The organism is Lacinutrix cladophorae, from assembly GCF_053604645.1.
In genome coordinates, this window is record NZ_JBSHNR010000073.1 from 99,444 (window position 1) to 122,850 (window position 23,407).

The window sequence follows — 23,407 nt, forward strand, 5'->3', positions numbered from 1 at the left end:
TGCAACCCAAATTTATTAACTTATGAAAAATCACTACTTTACAATGCTTGTATTGGCATTATTCTCGTTTACACAAATTCACGCACAATTTTGTCCTCCAACGGGATATGCAACTCCTTCTAATCTATATTTTATATATGAAGCAGGATCTTCAAATTGTGTCGATAGACCAACAACAGTGACCGTTGAGTCCTCCACCTTTACACAAACATCTTGTCAAGATCAATTATCTGTTTATGAATTGTCTTCTGGATCATCATTAGCCGATACAGAAAATATAGCTGTAGACTTTGGTTTTTCTATTTGTGAATATTCAGGTGGAACATTATCTGCAGAAGAATTTGAATTAATTTTTAAATCCATGCTAAAAGTATATCCTAATCCAGTTACACGTGGCGATAACTTACATATTGAAATAGGTGTAAATACTTCTGTAAAAGTAGAAGTGTATAATGTTACAGGAAAGAAAATGCTAAGTACTAATAAGTCACATTTAAACCAGCTATCTGTAGATGTTTCTAATTTAGAAAACGGTATTTATATAGCACAAATTGTTACAGATTTAGCAACAATTACTAGGAAAATAATTATTATGAATTAGTATAATTACTTCTATTACCTAAAAAACTCCTTAAATTTTAAGGAGTTTTTTTATACTTTTTAGCCAAGTAGTTAAGTAAGTATTGTATTTTTGCATGAAATTATTTAAAATACCTCATGATATTACCTATTGTAGCTTATGGAGATCCTGTTTTAAAAAAAACAGCAACAGACATTACTAAAGATTACCCAAAATTAGACGAGTTAATTTCTAATATGTACGAAACGATGTATGGCGCTTTGGGTCTAGGTTTAGCAGCTCCACAAATTGGATTACCAATTCGTATGTTTTTAGTAGATGCAGAACCTTTTGCCGAAGACGAATCTTTTTCTAAAGAAGAACAGGAACAATTTAAAGGGTTTAAAAAAACCTTTATAAATGCAAAGATTTTAGAAGAAAAAGGAGATGAATGGGCTTTTAATGAAGGTTGTTTAAGTATTCCTGATGTACGAGAAGACGTCTTTAGAAAACCAGAGATTACTATCGAGTATTTCGATGAAAACTTTGAAAAACATACCGAAACATACGATGGTTTAATAGCTCGTGTTATTCAGCATGAGTATGATCATATTGAAGGTATTTTATTTACAGACAAACTATCTTCATTAAAAAAACGTTTAATTAAAGGAAAGCTAACAAACATATCTAAAGGAAAAATAGGAGTAGATTATAAAATGCGATTTCCTAACCAAAAAAAGAAACGATAAAATTTGTTTTGCAATGGCAAACATTTGATATTTGCCATCTTTAAAAAAATAAGTATATGAGCTTAGAAAAAGTATTATCCATTTCTGGAAGACCAGGATTATATAAATTAATTGCACAAACACGTGGTGGCTTTATTGCAGAATCTTTATTAGATAAGAAAAAGATTTCTGTAAATATGCAACATAACGTTAGTATTTTAAGTGAAATAGCGGTGTATACACTGCAAGAAGAATTACCTTTAAGAGAGGTTTTTAATAAAATAAAAGAAAAAGAAAACGGTAAAGCAACTTCTATTAGTCATAAAGAAAGTAAAGATAAGTTAGAAGAATACTTTTTTGAAGTATTACCAGATTATGATGAAGATAGAGTATATGCTAGTGATATTAAAAAAATCATTCAATGGTATAACTTATTAGAAAAGCATGATATGTTAGACTTTGATAAAGCAGAAGCTTCTTCGGAGGAAGAAGAATAACATTCTCAATTAAAATATTAAAAAAATCCAACTTATGTAGTTGGATTTTTTGTTTGTAAATTTACCAAAACGCGATATATGAATTCTAGAGACAACCAATTGAAAGCCTTTGATAGATTATTAACTATTATGGACGAATTACGCGAACAATGCCCATGGGATAAAAAACAGACTATGGAGACTCTACGTCATTTAACTATTGAAGAAACCTATGAATTAGGAGATGCTATTTTAGATAAAGATTTAGAAGAAGTAAAAAAGGAATTAGGAGACGTATTATTACATATTGTTTTTTATGCAAAGATTGGGAGTGAAACCAAAGCCTTTGATATAGCAGATGTTTGTAATGAAATTTGCGATAAATTAATACATAGACATCCACATATTTATGGAGATGTTAAAGTAGAAAATGAAGCGGATGTAAAACGAAATTGGGAAAACTTAAAACTTAAAGAAGGAAAAAATAGTGTGCTTGAAGGCGTTCCAAAAAGTTTGCCAGCTCTAGTAAAAGCAAATAGAATTCAAGATAAAGTTGCTGGTGTGGGATTTGATTGGGAGCAACCAAGCCAAGTTTGGGAAAAAGTAGAAGAGGAGCTTCATGAATTTCAAGAGGAAGTAAAAGCAGAAAACCAAGAGGCTATGGAAAGTGAATTTGGGGATGTTTTATTTTCAATGATAAATTATGCTAGATTTTTAAATATAAACCCAGAGAATGCATTAGAGCGTACTAATAAAAAGTTTATTAAACGTTTTCAGTATTTAGAAGAAAAAGCGAAGTCTTTGAATAAAAATTTAAAGGATATGACGCTTGCAGAAATGGATGTTTTTTGGGAAGAAGCAAAAAAAATATAGTTTTTTTTTATTAATATAATCCAAAATTAATTTTCTACCGTATATACTACAAATGGCACTACTTTCATGAGTAGGTTAATAGCAGATCAAATTCTTAAAAGTGTCATTCTATTATCAATGTTATTTTTTAGTAGTAAAAAATAACAGTTTAGTTAGTTTAGTTAGGAACTAATCCTATTTGAATTTTAGTTATTCAAATAGGATTTAGTTTTTATATAATGCCTTGTAATTTAGTAAAGTTCTTTGATTTTACGAAGTTTATTTTTCCAAAGCTCTAAAGATTCTTTATGCTTGTTTATATTTTTATGGACTTCTTTAACTAAAGGATTATCGTCTTTAACATTGGTGAAAAACTGAAGATTATTTTCTAATTGATTAATTTCTCCTTTTACTTCGTCAATTTTCTTTCTAATAAAGGAGCGCTCATTATCTAAAAATCTACTGTCTTTAGCGTTACTTAAGTTTTCTAATTTGTTTTCAAACTTCATCATTTCAGCTTCCGCTTTATCCATTTTAAGTGCATCAAATAAAGAGTCTAAAGTTTTACTAAATTTTCCTTCTATATAGCGTTTGTTTGGTGGTACGCTACCTAAGGCTTTCCATTGTGCAATATGATCTTTTATACTTTTTAAGTCTTTATCATTTTCACCAGTCATTTCTAATGACTTCATGGTTTCTAATAGCTCTTTCTTTTTATTGTAAACCTCGAAGCCTTCTTTGTTTTCTGCATCCTTTATCGCATGAAACTTATTAAAATAATGATTGCAAGCACTTTTAAATTGTTTCCATATTTTATCACTATCTCTTCTCGGTACATGACCAATGTTTTTCCATTCCTCTTGAATTTTTTTCATTAAAGGAGTGGTCGTTTCAAAATCATCGTTATCCTTATTGTCCTCAGCAATTTTAATTAAAGCTAGTTTTTTATCTAGATTGGTATGTTGTTCTTTTTTTAAATCTTTATAAAAAGCATTTTTGTTTCTATTAAAGTCTCTAACTACATCTTTAAATTTAGACCAAGTTGCTTCGTTTACTTTTACAGGAACTTTTCCTGCGCTAAAAAACTCTTTCCGTAATGCTTCTATTTCTTTTATTTTGCCTTGCCAAGCGCTATGTGATTTTACTGGCTGTTTAGAAATGCTTTCAATTTTGGCAATAATAGCATGTTTGGTTTCTAAATTTAATTCGTAAATCTTGTCTAAGTCTTTAAAATAATCTTGACGTTTATCATGAATAATTTTGGTAGCAGCTTTAAATCTATTCCAAATATCGTCTCTATGTTCTTTTGCAACAGGTCCTAAATCTTCTTTCCAGAGTTTGTGTAATACCTGAAGTTCTCTAAAAGCACGATTTAAATTATCGTCTTGTGCAAGTTCTTCTGCTCTTTCAATAATTTTAAGCTTTTTATCTAAATTATGTTTAAAGTCTAAATCACGTAAATCTCTATTTAAATGTAAAAAATCATAAAAAATTTCTACATGATGATGATAGGTATTCCAAGCATTATTGTATTTATCTCTTGGTATTGATCCTGCATTTCTCCATTGTTCTTGCAGTTCTTTAAAATGGTTATAGGTGGTATTAATATTTTCTTCAACATTAATTAAACCTTTAATTTCTTCTATAATACGTAATCGTTCTGCTAGATTATCTTTATGGCTTTTTTCAATGCTTTTGTAGTGAGCATTTAATTTGTCGCGATATACAAAATAGGTTTCTTTAAATTGTTTATGAATAGGGTTTGAGTAATGAAAATCGATTTCATTGCCACCTTCATTTAAAAACTCTTCCTTCTTTTCGTCTAAAAGTGTGTTGAATTTGGCTTTAAACTCTGCTCTTATGTCTTCAACATGTTTTTTTATGGCTTGCACTTTTTCATTTGTAACCAATTTTTCAAGTTCTGCAGTTAAGCCTTCTAAATCCATAGCATGATAGTCTTTTACCTCTATCTCATGTCTGTCTTTTGTGTCTTCGTCTTCAGCATCTTCAGCGTTTACAGCTTCAATTTCATTTAAAACTTCATCCTGATTTTCTTGCGTGTCCTGATTTTCTGTTGGTATCGTTACATGGTTTTCTTCTGTTGTAGTAGAATTTTCTGTAGACTGATTTTCTTGTTTTCCGTCTGCTTGTAGCAGGTTATCTTTCTCTGACATTATAAAAATGATTGGTTCGTAAAAGTACTCTAGCGTTAAAGATACTAAACAAGGCTTATATTTTCAAAAAAGAAGCTAGTATTAACTAAATGAATTTTAAGGAGTATTCGTATTCATTACTTGTTCCAGATTTGCCAAGATTTTTCTGCTTGTAATTGTAGCATTTTGTAGCCATTAATTATGGTTGCTTTTTTTTGCTTTCCATACTTTAAAAAAGTAGATTCTTCTGGATTATAAATAAGATCAAAAAGCAAGTGTTTTTCTGTGATTGCTTGGTAAGGAATATTTGGACACGCTTTTATGTCTGGATAGGTGCCTAATGGTGTACAGTTTACTATTATAGTATTCTTTTTTAGGATTGTTTCTGTTAGCTGTTGGTAAGAAATTTGATTCTCTTTTGTTGCGTTTCTAGAAACATAGGTATAAGAAATGTTTAATTTTTTTAAGGCATAAGCTATCGCTTTGCTAGCGCCTCCAGTGCCTAAAATTAGTGCAGATGTATGGTGTGGTTTTAGATGTGGTAGTAAGGAATTTTTAAAACCATAGTAGTCTGTGTTGTATCCTTTTAGTTTGCCTTTTTTGGTGAATTTTATGGTGTTTATTGCGCCAATTTTTTTAGCATTTTTATCTAATTTATCTACATACGGAATAATAAGTTCTTTGTAGGGAATAGTAATATTAAAGCCTTTAATGTTACTATCTTCTAAAAGTGAAGGGAAATCTGTTATGCTTTCTAAGTCAAAGTTTTGGTAGTTGGCATCCGTTATTTCTTCTGCTTTAAACTTTGCAGTAAAATAAGATTGCGAGAATGAGTAATCGATGTTTTTTCCTATTAATCCAAATTTACGCATTTGTTTTTCTTGTTTTTTGTCCGTAGAATTCTATAGCTAAAACGATAGCAATCCCTAGTATTGTAAATAGAATAGCAAGGTACGTTTCTTGATTTAATTCTGGTATAAAGCGCTTGTAGTTTTCTATAATTTTTGTTCCTGTAGAATCTGTTAAAAAACTACCGTCTTCATATGTTTTATAGACTGTTTTTTTAAAAGGCCAAACAACACCCAGAGACCCAACAATAAAACCAATTATGGAAGCTGTTGTTATGCTTTTATAATTTTTTAATATATAACTTAATACATGCGAGAATGTTACTAAACCAGCAAAAGATCCTAATGTAAATACAGTAAGTACTTTTAACATTCTTAGACGTTCTGAATTTTGCATAAACGAAAAATCGCCTTTAAGCATATCTGCAAAACTATCATATAAAGCGTTTACAGAATCTACTAAAAGTAATACGTAATTACCTAAAAGAATTAGAATAAAAGAGCCAGAAAAACCAGGGAGAGTCATACCCGAAACACTAATGATACCGCAGATAAATACAAACCATAGATTGTCGTTTTCTTTAGCAGGATCTAAAAAACTTATGCTAATACCAATTGTAATTCCGATAAATAGAGCAAGATAGGTTTTGTAATTCCAGTCTTCAAAATCTTTACTAATGTAGTATATGGAGCCTATTATCATTCCGAAAAAAACACTCCAAACATAAAGTTCGTAATGGATAATTAAATAATCTAATATTTTTGAAATACTAAAATAACTTATAATCATTCCGAAGAATAACAAACTTAAAAATCGACCATTAATGTAGGTAAAGAAACTTTTAAATCTTCCATTAATAAAAAGCTTAAATGCTTTACCATTTATTTTTTGAAGTGAATAAATAAACTCTTCATAGAAACCAGCAACAAAAGCAACTACACCCCCAGAAACACCGGGAACTTTGTTCGCAGCTCCCATTCCTAACCCTTTTAAGACTAGAAATATTTTGTCTGTAAATGTTCTAGTACTTTGCATTTATTTTACTTTATTACCTATTTTTTCTAGAATAAAAATGGTTAAAAATCCAGTGATCATTAAGGCAACTGCTGTTAATAATTGAGCATTTGTCTGGTTTATTTCTGAAAAATTAGAAGGTAAAATACTTTTTTCAACAATTGTTTTATAGCTCTCAAAATTTTGGATAGTTTTTTGGTACACAGAAAGAGTTCCTAAATCACTAAGACTAGAAAATGGAATAATTTCACCAGTAGTATCGCTCATAACAGAGACCGTTTTTTTCCATGGCCAAACCTTGTTTAGCGAGCCAAAAATAAAACCAGTTAATACTGCTAATGTTATATTGTGATAATTTTTAAATAACCATTTTAAAACACGTGAAAAACTTAATAACCCTACAATTGCACCAAAAGCGAAAATGGCTATTTTTTTGATATCTAAACTATCGATTGCAAGACTTAAAGTTTTGTAAGCACCAAGAATTACTAAAATAAATGAGCCCGAAATTCCTGGTAAAATCATTGCGCAAATGGCAATTGCACCAGCAAAAAATAAAAAGTAAGGATTGTTGCTGCTAGCCATAGATGGCAAAGAAGTTATGTAGAAGGCTAGTACTGCACCAATTATTACGGCTAAAATGGCAGCCAAGTTCCATTTCGTAATTTGTTTACCTATAAAAAGAATACTAGCTATAATTAGTCCAAAAAAGAAGGACCAAATTAAGATAGGATGTTGTTCTATTAGATATTTAGCAAGCTTCATAAAAGAAGCAAAGCTGATGATCATTCCTATTAGCAGTGCTAGTAAAAAGTTACCATTTGCTTTTTGCCAAAAGGCAGAAATACCTTCGGTTTTTAAAATTTTAAGTGTGTTTAGATTTACATTGCTAATGGTTGTTATTAGCTCTTCGTAAATTCCAGAAATAAAGGCTATTGTGCCACCTGAAACACCAGGAACAGCATCTGCTGCACCCATTGCAATTCCTTTAAAAGATATGATTAAGTAGTCTATAAACCGTCTTTGCATGCTTTGATTTTTTGCTTAAACCAAAGGTAATATTTTAAGAAGACAATTTTTGCATTATTTTAATTTTAGTAACTTTTTCACCATAGGCTTATTAAAAACATTAGGGAAAAGTTCTTCAATAATAAAAACGTATTCAGGATTTGAGCGCGTTGCATTTTTTAAGTGAAAGGTTCCTTTTTCTGTTTCATGTTGTAAAAAGTATAGGCCACCAAGTCTGTATTCTAATTCTGCGTTTTCTGGATGAAATTCAACTGCTTGTAAAAAGTTATAAATTGCGGCTTCGGTTTCTCCAAGTTTTAAAAGAATGTCTCCTCGAGTAATCCAAGTGTCTACTTCGTAATTCCCTAATTCTAATACTTTTTTATATCCACGTTCTGCTTCTTCTAAAAAGTTTAAGCGATGGTTTATTTGAGCATATAGTTTCCAATAGATCACATTTTCTGTGTCTATATTTATAGCTTTATTTATATAGTATAAAGCTTTATTGTAGTTTTTCTTTTTGTTATAAAACTTTGTGATTGCAATCCATCCTTTATCTAATAATGGGTCTTCATGTACCGTTTTATAAAAATATTGAACCGCTAATTCGTTATTTCCTAATTTTTCATAACATTGAGCAATGCGTAATAAAGCAAAGGAGGTAGGATCATCTAGTTGTAAAGATAAAGTGTAACTTTCTATAGCATCATTAAATCTTTTTAGCTTTTCTAGAACTTTTCCTTTTTCTAGATATGCGCCAACAAATGTATCGTCCGAAATAATTGCAAAATCATAAGCGGCAAGAGCTTTAGTGTATTCTTTAGTGGTATAATATTGTTTGCCTAATTGATGCCAAGCAACTTCACAGTATGGATTCTTATTTAAATAGTCATTTAGGTAGGCGATTGCTTCATCATTTTCATCTAGAAAATCGAAACAATAAATCATATTATATAGTGCAGAATAATCTTCAAGGTCTTGTTCTAAGCATTTCATGAAGTTTTGTTTGGCTTCTTCAAATTTATCTAAAAACAGATATTCCATACCAATTAAAGAATATAAATCTGTTGTTTCATCTGCAAATTCTAATGCACTTATTAATACATCTACAGCTTTTGCATGATTATCTTGTTTAGAAAAAATATTAGCTTTTTGAATATAGATTTCTTCGTTTTGAGGTTCTAAATTATGAAGCTCATTTAAAAGTTTATCTGCTTTCGTTAATTCGTTTTCAAAAATATAAACTTCCACTTTAAATAATCTTAAGTTTATAGAGGTAGGATGCTGTTCAAGGCCTAATTTAATGGCTTTTTTTGCTAAAGCAACCTTACCTTGGTTAAGGTAGTGGTGTATAATATTCTCGAACTCCTCTGAATCGAAAAACAACACATTGTTTGTTTTTAGCATCGATTCAAATTTAGTAAGTGGTAAATTGTTGTTGTCGTTTTGACTAAACTCCATAGGCAATAAGTATGGTTCTTCTATAATAAATGTACTATTCTAATTAGCTAATAATGTAAAATGTGCTAAATCTTTTTAACAAAGTAATGAACAGTGCTTTTTGTTGGTGTTTGTTGTTGATAAACAGAAAGTTACGAATTACTTGTTTGGTTCTATTGTATTTAAAATAGCAAGAATAATGCCACAACCTTCAATAATTTCTTGGTTAGAAATGGTTAAAGGTGGAGTAATTCGGATTGCTTTTGGTTCAAAAAGTAGCCAAAACAGAATTAATCCTGCATCTTGAGAACGTAAGATTACTTGATTTGTTATTTCTGCAGAAGAAGTTATTGCAGCAAGCATTAAGCCTTTTCCTCTAATTTCTGTAATTAGTGGGTGTACTAAATGTTTTCTAAATAGTGCTTCTTTTTCAAGAGTTAATGCAATTAGATTGCTTTGGGTTACTTCTTTTAAAGTTGCTAATGCAGCAGCAGCAATTACAGGGTGACCACCAAATGTAGTTATATGTCCAAGTTTTGGATTGTCTTGTAATAAATCCATAAGTGCAGCTGAAGCTGTAAATGCACCAATTGGCATTCCGCCACCAAGTCCTTTTCCAGTTACTAAAATATCTGGAGTGCAATTGTAGTTTTGAAACCCGAATAATTTTCCAGTGCGCCCAACACCAGGTTGAATTTCGTCTAAAATAAAAAGTGCACCTACTTTTTTACAACGAGCTTCTACTTTTTGTAAATAGTTATTTGTTGGTGCTATAAAACCTGCCCCACCTTGAATGGTTTCTAAAATAACACATGCGGTTTTATTGGTGATTTTTTCTAGTTGTGCTTCATTATTAAATGTAATAAAGGAAACATCAGGAAGTAAAGGTCTAAATGCTTGTTTGCGTTCTTCAAAACCCATAACACTCATTGCTCCCATTGTATTGCCATGATATGCTTTTTTTGCAGCAATAATTTGGCTTCTTCCTGTAGCTCGTTTTGCTAATTTTAACGCACCTTCTATTGCTTCTGTACCAGAGTTTGTTAAGTATGTTTTTTCTAAAGATTTAGGTAAGTGTTTTGCTAAAAGTTTTGTAAGTTCTACAGCTGGTTTTTGTATATATTCTCCATAAACCATTACATGTAAATATTTGTCTATTTGTTCTTTAAGCGCAGCAATTACTTTTGGGTGTTTATGCCCAAGTGTACATGCAGAAACACCCGCAACAAAATCTAAATAAGCTTTATTGTTGCTGTCGTAGATGTAGGACCCTTTAGCTTGGGATATTTCCATTGCTAATGGATGTGGTGACGTTTGTGCTTGGTATGTTAAGAAATCTTTTTTAATGTTTTTCTTCTTTAGATTCTATTAATTGTGGTTGTATTTTCTTTACAACGTTTAGCGGAAGTGTAGCTCCTTTTTTTAATTTTTTATTAGGAACATTTCTAGAAGCTTTAGGGCTTGCTATAGTTTTTTTTGATTTTTTTGCTTCTGCTTCATCTGCTTTTTCTATTCTATCTAGCATTTCCTTATCAAAAAAGTCTTCTTGTGGAACATAATCTTCTAAACCTTTAATAATGGGGAGGTTTAAAGGTGGGTCATCACTAAATAAGTCTTCTACACTTTTGGGTCTTTCTTCTTCTCTCCAATCAAAACCGCGTAATTTTCTAACGTTTTTTGGAAACTGGGATTCAGGATATGTCTTTCCGTCTACTTGTCTAATTTTTCGAAGTTCTTCAATTTCCCCATTAGCAAAAAGCATCATAATGCTTCCGGATTTGGATTTGTCTATTCCAACTAATTCATTTTCATCATTTCTAGCGAAATAAATGGATTCTGCATTTTTGTTAATGTCTACTTGTTTTAAGGTGTTTTCTTCAGAAAAAAGTCCGATTAGTATTTTTCCTGTAATTTGATTAAATCCGGCTCCTAGCGTGTCTTTGCTAATAATGAAAGCGTTATCGAAAACGATGAGGGAATCTAATTTTTCTGTTTTAGGATTCGATTTAAGCTGAATGGTATCTCCAGTCATCTGGTTGCCAAGATTCCAAAGAACTGGTTGCCTCTTGGTTACAAAAGCATCTTTAGAGTTTACGTTAGAAAGATTGATAAGTTCTGTTAATCCTGTTTGATGGTTTGCGTGTATGGAATCTGCCTTTCCGCTCATATCCGATTTGTAAAACTTCGCGTTTTTAAATGCTCTAGTTATTCTGTTTTCTGCTTTTCCAGTAACCATTAACGTGTCTGCATGTATATACACCGAATCATTTTCTTGTAGCGAAATAGCTAAAGCACGTTTTGTAATAAAAACAGAATCTTTTAGTTTGTAAATTTCGGCATAATGTCCTTTTACAATACTGTTGTTTATGGTGTCTGTAACTTTTATATTATTTGTAGCCGAAGCAAAACTTCTATTATTGTCAAAGTACATACTATCACCTTCAAATAGGCGATTTTCGTAATCTATTTTAGATTTTTTTACCGCATAGCCTTGTTTGGTTTCTGTATTGTAGAAGCCTTTTTCACAATATATTTTGCTGTCTTCGGTAACTATTGTTGAAGGCCCATAAAGGAATGCATGACCGGTTTCTGTGTAAAAATCTAATTGTTCTGTATCTATGGTATAGTCCGGATTTACCAGTTTTACCTTTTTTACAAATTGGTATTTTTTAGCGTTCATGTAATACCTGCCAATTTTACTTGTAATTGTTCCTGAAGAATCTCGAACTACTTTTCCGCCGCTTTTGTAAAAGGATTGTTGTTTAGCACGATCAAAATACAAAGTATCTGTTGTTAATGTAGAAGCTGGTTCTTTTAAAATAACCTCTCCGCTAGCAAAAGCTAGTTTTGTTTTGCCGCTATATTCTACATATTTAGAAGTCATATTGATACTGTCTCCTTGTACCATTTTTACGTTTCCGTAGGCTTCTACAAAATTCTCGTTAGAATAGAGTAGTGCTTGATCACACCACATGTCTACGCCTTCGTGTACAATATGAATTTGACCAGAATCATCACGCGTCATTATTTTTAAACCAGGACTGTCTTCTTCTTTAAATTCTAAAAAACCGGAGTATTTAATTTCTATTTGCTGTTGCGCTTGTGCAACAATAAATGTAAAAAATAGTAAGAGTGTATATATATGCTTTAGCTTCAAAATCTATAATTTGTGGTAAAAATAACTATTATTATGATGTGGTATTATAGATTAAGAATTTTTTAATAGTAAAAAATCTCTCTAGTATTTATAAAATAGGTTTGATTTTTATAAAATTGCTTGGCTATACTCGTAAAGGTAGTACGATATAAATATGGTGTGTTCTTTATATTAGCTTACGGAAATCGTATGATTAGGGTGGTTTTATCTGTTTAAAATGTAATTTATCGAAATTTTGTTATTGTTCTTTTTATTATAATGATTTACATCATATTTATGTTATTTTTTTGTTTAAATAATTAAATTTTTCACAAAAAAACATGAAAATAATTTCATTAAAACCATTTTTGTTTTTACTATTTATTTTGCAAAGTGTTCTTAGTTTTTCTCAAACAACAATTATTGCTTCAGCAGATTCTTATACTTGGAACACAAATCCAGGTGTAAACTATGGAACTAAAAGATTAATTATTAGTACTGATACTGATAATACTTCACATGTTAGGCATTCGTATTTAAAATTTAATATAGCATCTTTACCATCTGTAACTTCAGCAAAATTAAGACTTACTTTAGAGAGTAGTCCTGCTGTAACAAGAAATTATACTGCTTTTTTAGTAAATGATTCATGGTCTAATGGAGGTATAAAATGGAATAATGCACCAGCAGTTGTTGGCGCTTCCTTAACCACAACAAATAATGTAGGCAACGTAATTGAATTTGATCTTACTACTGTTGTTTCTGATCACATTACAAATGGAGATACAGTGATTTCTATAAAACTTGTTTCTAATCAAGAAGATCTAGCTAGCTTTATTTATAGTACAGATACTGCTGCTGCTAATGCAGATAAGCCAAGGTTAGTGATTAATGATCCAACATTGTCTTTAGAAAATGAAATAGAATCTGATGTAAATAATATAGCTGTTTACCCAAACCCAACAACTAATACTATATTTTTAAAAGGACTCTCTACGGAAGGAACTACAGTATATATTTATAATACTCTTGGGCAATTGTTAAAACAAGAAATTTATAATGAAAATGTAGATTTAAGTGCTTTTGAAGCTGGAGTTTATTATGTAAAGGTTTTAAATGGAATGCAACAAAAAACATTTAGTATGCTTAAAAAATAAACTTTAATTTTTTAAATAAAAAAACCTGTCTAGTATATATATAGACAGGTTTTGTTTTTTATAAGTTTGCTTCTCTAGGTAAGCAATAATATACAATAATGTAACTACATAAAAATAGTCTGTTTTCTATCTGGACCAACAGAAACCACATGGATAGGGATTTCTAATTCTTTTTCAAGAAAAGCAATATATTCATTTAGCTCTTTTGGAAACTGTTCTTTATTAGTCATTTGTGTTAAATCTTCTTTCCATCCTTTAAAATCTGAATAAATAGGAGTAAGATTTTCTGGTTCTATATTGTAAGGTAAATGTGTAATCGTTTCTCCTTTATATTTATATGCTGTACAAATTTTAAGGGTTTTAAAACCAGAAAGCACGTCGCCTTTCATCATCATTAATTTAGTAACACCATTTACTTGACAAGCATATTTTAACGCTACTAAATCAAGCCAGCCACAACGTCTAGCTCTTCCAGTAACTGCTCCAAATTCATGACCAATTCTTGCCATGTCTTCTCCAACAGAATCAAAAAGCTCCGTTGGGAATGGCCCAGAACCAACTCTTGTAGTGTAGGCTTTAAAAATACCATACACATCGCCAATTTGGTTAGGAGCAACACCTAAGCCTGTACATGCTCCAGCTGCTGTAGTGTTACTTGAAGTTACAAAAGGATAGGTTCCAAAATCGATATCTAATAGCGATCCTTGTGCTCCTTCTGCAAGAATACTTTTTCCAGATTTTTGTGCTTGGTATAAGTATTCTTCAGAATCTATAAATTGTAAAGACTTTAAAACTTCAACAGATTCAAAAAATTCCGCTTCCATTTCTTCTAAGTCATATTGTACATCTACATTATAAAAGGCAATCATTGCTTCGTGCTTGTTTGCTAAAGCTCTGTATTTTTCTTTCCAATCACTTAGTTCTAAATCGCCAACACGAATTCCGTTTCTACCCGTTTTATCCATGTATGTTGGTCCAATTCCTTTTAAGGTAGAACCAATTTTTGCTTTTCCTTTAGAAGCTTCACTTGCTGCATCTAAAAGTCTATGCGTTGGTAAAATTACGTGTGCTTTTCTAGAAATGATAAGCTTGGTTTTATAATCTAAATTAAATTGATCTAAACCTTCTAATTCTTTTGCAAAAACAACAGGATCTATAACTACACCGTTACCAATTACATTTATAGATTCGTCGTGAAAAATCCCGGAAGGAATGGTTCTTAAAACGTGTTTTATACCATCGAATTCTAGTGTGTGTCCAGCGTTTGGACCACCTTGAAAACGTGCAATAATATTGTAGTTAGCGGTTAAAACATCGACAATTTTTCCTTTGCCTTCGTCTCCCCATTGTAAACCTAGTAGTAAATCTACTGCCATTATAATTTAGTTATTTAGTTGCTTTTTTTGTGCCGTAAAAGTAGAGCGAGTGATTATTGATTTCAATATCAAAAACTTCTTCAATTGTTTTTTTGATAGATTGAATTCTAGGATCGCAAAACTCGATAACTTCTCCAGTGTCTGTAAGAATTACGTGATCGTGTTGTTTATCGAAATAAGATTTTTCATAGTGTGCCTGACTTTGTCCAAACTGGTGTTTTCTCACCAATGCACATTCTAGAAGTAATTCTATTGTATTATAAAGAGTGGCTCTACTAACACGATACTTTTTGTTTTTCATGTTTAGGTATAGCGACTCAATGTCAAAATGTACATCACTATTATAAATTTCTTGAAGAATAGCGTAACGCTCAGGCGTTTTACGATGCCCTTTACTTTCTAGAAATTTTGTGAATACATTTTTTACAATTTCTTGGTTTTTTGTATCTGTTTTTACACTCATAATTTCGGCGTAAATTTACACTTTTTATACTCTTTTAACCTTATCAATTCCATTAATTTTTTTAAGGTTATTCATAAGTTTTGTTAATAAGTTTTTGTTTTTTACTACTACATTGATTTTTCCAGAAAATATACCATCATCACTTTGAAAACTAATGCTTTTCATATTAACATGCATGTTTGCCGATATTAATTTAGTAATATTATTTACTAAACCTAAATTATCGATACCAGAAAGTATAATTTGTGCAGAGAATTCTTGTTGACTAGAATCTATCCATTTTGCAGATAAAATTCTATATGCATAATTAGATTGTAAACTAACTGCATTAGGGCAATTTTTTTTATGTACTTTAATACCTTCATTAACGGTTAAAAAACCAAAAACGGGATCTCCAGGAATTGGATTACAGCATACTGCCAATTTATAATCCAGTTTTTCTTCTTCTTTACCAAAAACGAGTAAGTCGTATTTATTTGTTATTTCGTCTTTTTCAATTTCTTCTTTACTTAAATTGGCTTTTCTAGAAATTTTATTCTTTAAATAACTTACAAAAGCATTGCTTCTGGAGGAAGCATATTCTTTTAGCATGATATTATCTATAGCGCCGGAACCTACGCGATAAAATAAATCTAAACTTGTTTTAAGTTTAAAATAACTTACCATTTCGTTTATGGAATTTTCGTTTAAAGTTATTTTAAGTTGTTTTAATTTTCTTCTTAAAATTTCTTTACCTTCCTCTGCTACCAATTTTGTGCTTTCTTTTAAAGCAGTTTTAATTTTGCTTCTAGCTCTTGCTGTTGTTGCATAATCTAACCAGTTCGGATTAGGTTTTGCACTTTCTGAAGTTAATATATCTACTTGATCTCCACTTTTTAGCTCATGACTTAAAGGCACTAATTTTCCATTTACTTTTGCGCCTCTTGTTTTCATGCCAACTTCGGTGTGAATACTAAAGGCAAAGTCTAAAGGAGTAGCACCTTTTGGTAAGGATTTTAAATCTCCTTGTGGTGTAAATACAAATATTTCTTTAGAATAAAGGTTGAGTTTAAATTGCTCTACAAAGTCTACGGCATTTGCTCCATGGTTTTCTAAAGCTTCCTGTAGTTTGTTAATCCAGGAGTCTAAACTATCTTCTTCTTTTTCACTTTTGTTTTTATATTTATAATGTGCAGCATAGCCTTTTTCTGCTATTTCATTCATGCGCTCGCTACGTATTTGTACTTCTACCCAACGTCCTTTTGGTCCCATTACAGTAATGTGTAGAGCTTCGTAACCAGTAGATTTTGGAGAGGAAATCCAATCTCGAAGTCGTGTAGGATTTGGTCTAAAATGATCGGTTACTATAGAATAGATTTTCCAAGCAAGAAATTTTTCGTTTGCTGCATCGCTTTTATAAATAATACGAACAGCAAATTTATCGTAAACTTCATCGAAAGAAACCCCTTGATTCACTATTTTTCTTCGAATAGAGAAAATAGATTTGGGCCTTCCTTTTATGTCATAATTAAGGTTTTCTTTATCTAATGAGTTTTTTATTACATCATTAAATTCTTGGATGTATAAATCTTGTTCCTCTTTGCTTTCTTTCATTTTAAGCAAAATATCATTATACACTTCTGGTTCGGTGTATTTTAATCCAAGATCTTCAAGTTCTGTTTTTATGTTATACAGTCCAATTCGGTGTGCTAAAGGTGCATAAATATATAGTGTTTCGCTTGCTATTTTTACTTGTTTATCTGCTCGCATAGACTCCATAGTTTGCATATTATGCAGCCTATCTGCTATTTTAATAATGATAACACGAACATCATCATTAAGTGTGAGTAGCATTTTTCGGAAGTTTTCTGCTTGCATAGATACATCCATATCTTTATTAAGCGAAGAAATTTTTGTGAGTCCATCTACAATTTTGGCAACCGTCTCTCCAAAGAGTTGTTCGATATCTTGAATAGAATAATCTTCATTGTCTTCCACAACATCATGAAGTAGTGCTGCAGCAATAGAAGTGCCATCTAAGCCAATTTCTTGTGCTACAATTTTTGCAACAGCTATAGGGTGAAAAATATAAGCTTCACCAGATTTTCTACGTTGTTCTTTATGTGCATCTACAGCAACTTCAAAAGCTTTTCGGATAAGTTTTTTGTCTTCGGTAGTAAGCGTTCTGTAGCTTACTTTAAGCAATTCTTTATATGCTTTGGTAATGGCTGCGTTTTCTTGTTCTATTTCTACATCTGTCATAAGTATTAAAAATAGTATAAAGAAAATTAATGTACAACCCTTTTTTGTTTAAAGTTTGGGAAGATTTTTTTGAAAGAAATTATTTCTTTAAATTCTGAATTCTCTCCAACAAAGTAGGATGCGAATAATGCATAAACACATACGCTTTATGAGGTGTTAAATTACTTAAACTGTTTTTAGATAATTTTTTTAGCGATGTAATTAAGGATTCTGCTTTATAGGTGTTTTTAGCATAATCATCTGCTTGGTATTCAAACTTTCGGGAAAACCAATTCATTAATAAACCTGTTATTTCGGAAAGCGGACTATATAATATACCAAAAGCAATTAAACCAATATGAAAACTAGGAGTTGCTACGCCTAAAGCTTGTGATAATATAGGTTTTGAAATAAATAAGGAAAGTATAAAAAGGGTGAACCCAGTTAATAAAATCGATGCTGTTAAATTGAAGATGATGTGCTTTTTTTTGTAATGACCAATCTCGTGTGCCAGTACTGCTACTATTTCTTCTTCGTCTAGATCATTAATCAATGTATCGTATAAGGTTACGCGTTTTTCGCTACCAAAACCTGAAAAATACGCGTTTGCTTTCGTGCTTCGTTTAGAGCCATCAATCACAAAAATTTTATCTAAAGTAAAACCAACGGTTCTTGCATAGGCAGAAATTTTATCACGAAGGCTTCCTGCTTCTAAAGGCGTTTGCTTGTTAAATAATGGGACAATAAGTTTGGCATAAAACATATTCATGAAAACCGTAAAAGCTGTAACTAAAGCCCAAGCGTATAACCAAAAGTGTTTTCCTGTGGTTTGGTAAAACCAAAGGATAGCAGCAAGAATAATACTACCAAGAAAAGCCATCATGAACCATCCTTTTATTTTATCTAGCCAAAAGGTTTTCTTAGATGTTTTATTAAATCCGAATTTTTCTTCAATTACAAAAGTCTTATAATAGGAAAATGGAGTTGTAAGTATATCACTTCCAATCATTATTATTGCGAAGAAAATTAATGCGATTAGAATTGGATTTTCAGAATAACTTCTAGCAAGGTTGTCGATAGCTTCAAAACCATCAAAAAATAAAAAGCTTAGTGTTAAAATAATAGAGAACGAAGAGGTTAAGATTCCGAATGTATAATTTGTCTGCTTGTAGTTTTGTGATTTTTTATACTCCGTTGCATCATAAACATCTTCAAGTTCTTGTGGAACAGTATCTTTAAAGCGTTTGGCGTTTAATGCGTCTAGAGTTTTATCAATAATAAAATCGATAATTAAAATTGCAATGATGATGTAGAATAGAGTAGTAGGTGTCATGCTTTTACTTAAAATTTCTTTGTCTTTTTGCTTCAAAAACTAATATTCCTGCAGCAACAGAAACATTCATAGAATCTATTTCACCTTGCATTGGTATTTTAATATTTTGTTTAGATGCTTTTCGCCAAGATTCGCTTAAGCCATCTGCTTCAGTACCAACTACAATTGCAGATGCTTTGGTGTAATCTTGTTCGTGATAATTTACAGCTTCTTGTAAAATTGCACTATAAATAGCAATGTTGTTATTGTTTAAAAAAGTAATAATTTCTTCTGTTGTTCCTGTGGCAATTTGGTTGGTGAAAATACAGCCAACGCTAGATCGAATTATATTGGGATTATAAAGATCTGTCTTAGGGTTTGCTATAATTACAGCGTCTACATTTGCTGCATCTGCAGTACGTAAAATAGCACCAATATTTCCAGGTTTTTCAGGAGCTTCAGCAATTAAAAGTAAAGGGTTTGAAGTCTTAAATTTTAAGTTATTAATAGAGGATTCTTTTGCTTTTGCAATAGCAATAATGCCTTCTGTAGTACTTCTGTATGCTAGTTTTTGATATACTTCTTTAGAGACTTCTATGCAGTTAACATCTGTTACGTTTAGCTCGTTCAGGTTCTCTTCAGAAAATAACGCAGGGTAAAAAACAATCGTTTCCAATGTATAGTTTCCTTTTAAGGCTAAAGAAACTTCCCGTTCTCCTTCAATTAAAAACAATCCAGATTGTTTTCTGTTTTTAGATTTATCTTTTAAAAGCACAAGTTCTTTTATGTAAGCGTTTTGCGTGCTAGTTATTTGTTTAAAAGCCATAAATTTACTTATCTTGTATGCACAAAGTTACACTATTATGAAGAAACAACTACTCTTATTATACGTTACCATTTTATTTAGCGTAAATCATTATTCGCAAATATCCTTTATTTCTCAAGAGGTAGAATGTGCTACAAATTGTTCTGAATTAACTATAGATTACTATAATGCTTTAGCAACAGAAAATTATACGGTTCAGAGTATAGCTTATAATCCACCATCTGATTTTTTTGGATTAGCTAATAATATTAATAATACAGATGACTCTTGGAGTGATACTATTAATTTACCTTTTGATTTTGATTTTTTTGGCGAGACTTATTCTCAACTGTTAGTTAGTGGAAATGGCGCTATATCTTTTGAAATGGAAAATGAATCCGATTATCATGCATGGAATTTTTCAGAAACCTTACCAAATAATACTAATGATGCATTTAGCCAAGCAAATATTTTTACTCCAATGCAAGATATGGATCCGGCAAATCAAAATAATAGTGAAATTAATTGGGGAGTAATTGGTGTAGCTCCAAATAGAGCAGTGGTTATAAGTTACTATAATATGCCTATGTTTAGTTGTAATGATTTAACGACAACACAAATGGTAGTCTTATATGAATCGACAGGTATTATTGAAATGTTTATTGAAAACAAACCAATATGTACCAATTGGAATGGTGGAGTTGCTGTTTTAGGGATTCAAAACCCAGAAGGAACTCAGGCTATTGTACCTCCAGGAAGAAATACAGGTGCTTGGGAAACTGTAAATGAAGCTTGGCGTTTTAATCCTAGTGGAACAACTTTTGAAAATGAATATGCTTGGTATGATGCTAGTGGGACTTTAATTAGTAATACCATAAGTATTAATGTTTGTCCTACTGCAGAAGAGGTTTATACCGCAGAAGTAAGTTATTATAATCCCAGCACAGCTTCTTATGAAACCGTAACTGAAGATATCACTATATACGCTACTTATCAAGGTGAAGATCCTAGTAATATGGAAGTTTGTGCTACACCAGACGAAACGGTATTCTTTGATTTAACACTTCAAGCAGATTTAATTACTGGAGGAAATACGTGTAGTCTGTTAAGCTATTATCTTAGTTTAGAAGATGCAGAAAATGCAACAAATACTATTGTAAATGAAGAAACTTATACTAATATAGCTAATCCAGAAACGATATATATTCGTGTAGAAGATAGCAATACAGGAAGTTATGAAACCAAGATGTTTGATTTAATAGTTAAAGATTCACCATTAGCAATTTATGTAGATGTTATTGTTTGTGGACAAGATGGATACGCAACTTTTAATTTACCAGATTTTAATAATGAACTAACCCAAGGAAATACCAATTATTTAGTTTCCTATTATGAAACAGTTATAGACGCAGAGAATGCAGAAAACATGTTATCTGATATCTATGTGAATACAATAGCAAATAATCAAGAAATATTTGCTCGAGTAGAAGATGCTATAAATGGATGTTACAGTATTTCATCTTGTTTTTTAAATGTAGATAATGGTGTTGATTTAACTAATGTGGCAGACTTAGTTCAATGTGGTACTAATGCAACAGCGTCTTTTGATTTAGTTTCACATGTATACCAAAATATTAATACGAGTGTACAGCCAGAAGTGATTTTCTTTACATCTCAAGAAGATGCAGTGAATGAAAATAATCCTATTTTTCCAGCAGATAATTATACCAATATAAGTAATCCACAAACTATTTTTGTTCGAGCACAAGATGTAAATTCAGGTTGCTTAAGTTATGGTAGTTTTCTAATTCAAGTAGAAGATGGTGCTACATTTAGTACTCCAACTCCATTAACAGTATGTGATTTTGATGGTGCAGAAGATGGTTTTTATGTGTTTCGTTTAAATGAAAAAGATGCAGAGATTTTAGAAGGGTTAGATCCTAATTCTTATTTAATAACATACCACGAAATAGAAGCAGATGCAGCAACAGGAATTAATGCATTAAATAGCACCGAATATTATAATACAACACCAAACGCACAAACAGTATTTGTACGAGTAGAAAACTTAAATGTGGGATGTGTTTCTTATACTACTTTAGATCTGGAAGTAGAGATATGTCAAGTTTCTTGCGAAGAAAATGTAACCTTTTGTTATACTAATGATGTTGTGACCTATACTTATAGTAACGATAATGGTGTGCCTTTAACCGTAATATTTAATGCAGGACAAGTTGAAGTTAATTATGACGAATTAGTTGTTTTAGATTCGGATGGAGTTACTAATTTAAATGAAGCAAACCCTTATGGAAACAATGGGGATTTAACAGGGTTAACATTTACATCTTCTGGAGATTCTTTAACTATAATTATTCAATCTGATGGTTCCATTAGTTGTGAAACGAATAATTTCACCGAAATAGATTTTTATGTTTTCTGTTATGTAGAATCGGGATCTATAGAAGTAAATGCATTTATTGATGAAAATAGCGATTCCATATTTGATGCTTCCGAAGTAAATTTCAGTAATGGCGTATTTACATACGAAGTAAACAACGATGGTGTTATAAATTATGTGAACTCTTCTTCGGGAAGTTTTGTAATTCCAAACTCTCAAGAAGGAGATACTTATGATATTGGTTTTACAATGTTTGAAGAATATAACAGTTGTTTATCCCAAACCTTTATATTAGTGGAAGATGTTGTTATTATGGATAACGAAATTTCCGAAGTAAATTTTCCACTAACTTTAATTTCAAACTGTAGTGATGTTGCAGTGTATTTAAGCGCTAATACAGCGCCAAGACCAGGGGTTATTTATAATAATACTTTAGTAATAGAAAATTTAGGAAGCGTGCCAGTTTCTGGTTCGGTTGAATTTACTCATGATGCATTAGTAACTCTTGATGCTGTTTATAATTTAAACGCAGGCAATAGTATTACCAATACTGCAACTGGTTTTATATTAAATTTTAATAATTTACTTCCTGGAAATCAAGAACAGTTTTATATAGCACTTAATGTTCCTACAAATTTAAATATTGGAGATGTTATTACAAACACTGTAGTTTACAGCGAAACCGATTTAAATTTAGATAATAATACATCTTCTATAACACAGGATGTTGTGAACTCCTACGATCCTAATAATAAACTGGAATCGCATGGGCCAGAAATCAAGCTAGATGATTTCACAGATCAAGACTATTTATACTACACCATTAATTTTCAAAATTTAGGAACAGCTGAAGCTTTAGATATTAGGGTAGAAGATGTTTTAGATGCACAATTAGATGCAAGTACCTTTAAGATGCTTAGCGCTAGTCATGATTATATGGTAACAAGAGTAGCTAATAACTTAACTTGGCAATTTGAAGACATTAATTTGCCAAGTGAAAGTATGGATGAGCCAAACAGTCATGGTTTTGTGTATTTTAAAGTGAAGCCTTTAGCAGGTTATCAAGAAGGAGATATTATACCAAATGTAGCAGATATTTATTTCGATTTTAATCCTGCAATTACAACAAATGTTTTTGAGAGCGAATTTGTTACAACGCTTTCTGTAGATGCATTTACTGCAGTAAGTTATACCATGTATCCTAATCCAGCCAATAGTAATGTTCATGTTGTGTTTAACAACGCTGTAGCGGAAGATATTTTAATTAGCATTTATAATTTACAAGGTAAATTAGTAAGTAAGACAAGTGTAGCTTCTAGTGACAATAAGATTCGTTTTAATGTGTCTAATCTTTCACAAGGAATGTATTTTATAGAATTTAAAGGGGAGAGCTTCAAAATGGTAGAAAAATTAATGATAGAGTAAATAGATACGTTAAATTTAAGTTATAAAAGCTTCCGT

General features: G+C 31.1%; 18 protein-coding genes. 6 read left to right on the forward strand and 12 right to left on the reverse strand.

The features are described from left to right. The first annotated feature begins 22 nt into the window (after positions 1-22). The 4 genes from ACVC3Y_RS02520 to mazG all read left to right on the forward strand — a co-directional run bounded on the left by ACVC3Y_RS02520 (position 23) and on the right by mazG (position 2,636). A complete protein-coding gene (locus ACVC3Y_RS02520) occupies positions 23-601 on the forward strand; it encodes a T9SS type A sorting domain-containing protein (protein ID WP_303425856.1) in 579 nt (192 codons plus the stop codon). A gap of 116 nt (positions 602-717) precedes the next feature. Further along, positions 718-1,308: a peptide deformylase gene (def, locus tag ACVC3Y_RS02525; RefSeq protein WP_303425857.1), complete on the forward strand. Its 591-nt coding sequence runs from the start codon at positions 718-720 to the stop codon at positions 1,306-1,308. A gap of 56 nt (positions 1,309-1,364) precedes the next feature. Continuing rightward, entirely contained in the window at positions 1,365-1,784 is a 420-nt protein-coding gene (locus ACVC3Y_RS02530; RefSeq protein ID WP_452226021.1) for a DUF5606 family protein, read from the forward strand. Positions 1,785-1,862: 78 nt separating this feature from the next. Next, the gene (gene mazG, locus ACVC3Y_RS02535; protein ID WP_303425861.1) at positions 1,863-2,636 is read left to right on the forward strand and encodes a nucleoside triphosphate pyrophosphohydrolase; all 774 of its coding nucleotides are present in this window, start codon (positions 1,863-1,865) and stop codon (positions 2,634-2,636) included. A gap of 230 nt (positions 2,637-2,866) precedes the next feature. Here mazG and ACVC3Y_RS02540 read toward each other — a convergent pair whose 3' ends face one another. The 7 genes from ACVC3Y_RS02540 to ACVC3Y_RS02570 all read right to left on the reverse strand — a co-directional run bounded on the left by ACVC3Y_RS02540 (position 2,867) and on the right by ACVC3Y_RS02570 (position 12,236). Then, entirely contained in the window at positions 2,867-4,789 is a 1,923-nt protein-coding gene (locus ACVC3Y_RS02540) for a DUF349 domain-containing protein (protein WP_452226022.1), read from the reverse strand. A 116-nt stretch (positions 4,790-4,905) separates the two neighbouring features. After that, positions 4,906-5,640 carry a shikimate dehydrogenase family protein gene (locus ACVC3Y_RS02545; protein WP_303425865.1) on the reverse strand — a complete coding sequence of 245 codons (735 nt, stop codon included), beginning with the start codon at positions 5,638-5,640 and terminating at the stop codon, positions 4,906-4,908. Further along, positions 5,633-6,652 carry a DUF368 domain-containing protein gene (locus tag ACVC3Y_RS02550; RefSeq protein ID WP_452226023.1) on the reverse strand — a complete coding sequence of 340 codons (1,020 nt, stop codon included), beginning with the start codon at positions 6,650-6,652 and terminating at the stop codon, positions 5,633-5,635. Before ACVC3Y_RS02550 ends, ACVC3Y_RS02545 begins: the two co-directional genes overlap by 8 nt. After that, positions 6,653-7,660 carry a DUF368 domain-containing protein gene (locus ACVC3Y_RS02555; protein WP_452226024.1) on the reverse strand — a complete coding sequence of 336 codons (1,008 nt, stop codon included), beginning with the start codon at positions 7,658-7,660 and terminating at the stop codon, positions 6,653-6,655. It abuts the gene before it with no gap. A 54-nt stretch (positions 7,661-7,714) separates the two neighbouring features. After that, the gene (locus ACVC3Y_RS02560) at positions 7,715-9,100 is read right to left on the reverse strand and encodes a tetratricopeptide repeat protein (protein WP_303425871.1); all 1,386 of its coding nucleotides are present in this window, start codon (positions 9,098-9,100) and stop codon (positions 7,715-7,717) included. Positions 9,101-9,238: 138 nt separating this feature from the next. Then, positions 9,239-10,372, reverse strand: coding sequence for an aspartate aminotransferase family protein (locus ACVC3Y_RS02565; RefSeq protein ID WP_407941826.1), 1,134 nt, complete (start codon positions 10,370-10,372; stop codon positions 9,239-9,241). Between the two features lie 49 nt (positions 10,373-10,421). Further along, on the reverse strand, positions 10,422-12,236 hold the full coding sequence (locus tag ACVC3Y_RS02570; protein ID WP_452226025.1) for an OstA-like protein: 1,815 nt from the start codon (positions 12,234-12,236) through the stop codon (positions 10,422-10,424). A gap of 320 nt (positions 12,237-12,556) precedes the next feature. On the opposite strand from ACVC3Y_RS02570, the gene ACVC3Y_RS02575 reads away from it, so the two are divergent. Next, complete coding sequence (locus tag ACVC3Y_RS02575) at positions 12,557-13,372, forward strand: CBM96 family carbohydrate-binding protein (protein WP_452226026.1); 816 nt, start codon at positions 12,557-12,559, stop codon at positions 13,370-13,372. A 104-nt stretch (positions 13,373-13,476) separates the two neighbouring features. Here ACVC3Y_RS02575 and ACVC3Y_RS02580 read toward each other — a convergent pair whose 3' ends face one another. The 5 genes from ACVC3Y_RS02580 to ACVC3Y_RS02600 all read right to left on the reverse strand — a co-directional run bounded on the left by ACVC3Y_RS02580 (position 13,477) and on the right by ACVC3Y_RS02600 (position 19,569). Then, on the reverse strand, positions 13,477-14,748 hold the full coding sequence (locus ACVC3Y_RS02580; protein WP_303425876.1) for an adenylosuccinate synthase: 1,272 nt from the start codon (positions 14,746-14,748) through the stop codon (positions 13,477-13,479). Positions 14,749-14,758: 10 nt separating this feature from the next. Then, on the reverse strand, positions 14,759-15,211 hold the full coding sequence (locus ACVC3Y_RS02585; protein WP_303425878.1) for a Fur family transcriptional regulator: 453 nt from the start codon (positions 15,209-15,211) through the stop codon (positions 14,759-14,761). A 24-nt stretch (positions 15,212-15,235) separates the two neighbouring features. Then, a complete protein-coding gene (locus tag ACVC3Y_RS02590) occupies positions 15,236-17,452 on the reverse strand; it encodes a RelA/SpoT family protein (protein WP_303425880.1) in 2,217 nt (738 codons plus the stop codon). A gap of 79 nt (positions 17,453-17,531) precedes the next feature. Beyond that, the gene (locus ACVC3Y_RS02595) at positions 17,532-18,764 is read right to left on the reverse strand and encodes a M48 family metallopeptidase (protein ID WP_452226071.1); all 1,233 of its coding nucleotides are present in this window, start codon (positions 18,762-18,764) and stop codon (positions 17,532-17,534) included. A gap of 4 nt (positions 18,765-18,768) precedes the next feature. Beyond that, complete coding sequence (locus tag ACVC3Y_RS02600; protein ID WP_303425882.1) at positions 18,769-19,569, reverse strand: TrmH family RNA methyltransferase; 801 nt, start codon at positions 19,567-19,569, stop codon at positions 18,769-18,771. 37 nt (positions 19,570-19,606) lie between these two features. On the opposite strand from ACVC3Y_RS02600, the gene ACVC3Y_RS02605 reads away from it, so the two are divergent. Further along, the gene (locus tag ACVC3Y_RS02605; RefSeq protein ID WP_452226027.1) at positions 19,607-23,371 is read left to right on the forward strand and encodes a T9SS type A sorting domain-containing protein; all 3,765 of its coding nucleotides are present in this window, start codon (positions 19,607-19,609) and stop codon (positions 23,369-23,371) included. Positions 23,372-23,407: the final 36 nt, after the last annotated feature.

Bases quoted from the DNA above. Each gene is read 5' to 3' on its own strand.
- ACVC3Y_RS02545 (WP_303425865.1), bottom strand. From the start codon at position 5,640: ATGCGTAAATTTGGATTAATAGGAAAAAACATCGATTACTCATTCTCG.
- ACVC3Y_RS02595 (WP_452226071.1), bottom strand. From the start codon at position 18,764: ATGACACCTACTACTCTATTCTACATCATCATTGCAATTTTAATTATC.
- ACVC3Y_RS02580 (WP_303425876.1), bottom strand. From the start codon at position 14,748: ATGGCAGTAGATTTACTACTAGGTTTACAATGGGGAGACGAAGGCAAA.
- ACVC3Y_RS02555 (WP_452226024.1), bottom strand. From the start codon at position 7,660: ATGCAAAGACGGTTTATAGACTACTTAATCATATCTTTTAAAGGAATT.
- ACVC3Y_RS02565 (WP_407941826.1), bottom strand. From the start codon at position 10,372: ATGGAAATATCCCAAGCTAAAGGGTCCTACATCTACGACAGCAACAAT.
- mazG (WP_303425861.1), top strand. From the start codon at position 1,863: ATGAATTCTAGAGACAACCAATTGAAAGCCTTTGATAGATTATTAACT.
- ACVC3Y_RS02550 (WP_452226023.1), bottom strand. From the start codon at position 6,652: ATGCAAAGTACTAGAACATTTACAGACAAAATATTTCTAGTCTTAAAA.
- ACVC3Y_RS02590 (WP_303425880.1), bottom strand. From the start codon at position 17,452: ATGACAGATGTAGAAATAGAACAAGAAAACGCAGCCATTACCAAAGCA.
- ACVC3Y_RS02540 (WP_452226022.1), bottom strand. From the start codon at position 4,789: ATGTCAGAGAAAGATAACCTGCTACAAGCAGACGGAAAACAAGAAAAT.
- ACVC3Y_RS02605 (WP_452226027.1), top strand. From the start codon at position 19,607: ATGAAGAAACAACTACTCTTATTATACGTTACCATTTTATTTAGCGTA.
- ACVC3Y_RS02530 (WP_452226021.1), top strand. From the start codon at position 1,365: ATGAGCTTAGAAAAAGTATTATCCATTTCTGGAAGACCAGGATTATAT.
- ACVC3Y_RS02575 (WP_452226026.1), top strand. From the start codon at position 12,557: ATGAAAATAATTTCATTAAAACCATTTTTGTTTTTACTATTTATTTTG.
- ACVC3Y_RS02520 (WP_303425856.1), top strand. From the start codon at position 23: ATGAAAAATCACTACTTTACAATGCTTGTATTGGCATTATTCTCGTTT.
- def (WP_303425857.1), top strand. From the start codon at position 718: ATGATATTACCTATTGTAGCTTATGGAGATCCTGTTTTAAAAAAAACA.
- ACVC3Y_RS02600 (WP_303425882.1), bottom strand. From the start codon at position 19,569: ATGGCTTTTAAACAAATAACTAGCACGCAAAACGCTTACATAAAAGAA.
- ACVC3Y_RS02585 (WP_303425878.1), bottom strand. From the start codon at position 15,211: ATGAGTGTAAAAACAGATACAAAAAACCAAGAAATTGTAAAAAATGTA.
- ACVC3Y_RS02560 (WP_303425871.1), bottom strand. From the start codon at position 9,100: ATGGAGTTTAGTCAAAACGACAACAACAATTTACCACTTACTAAATTT.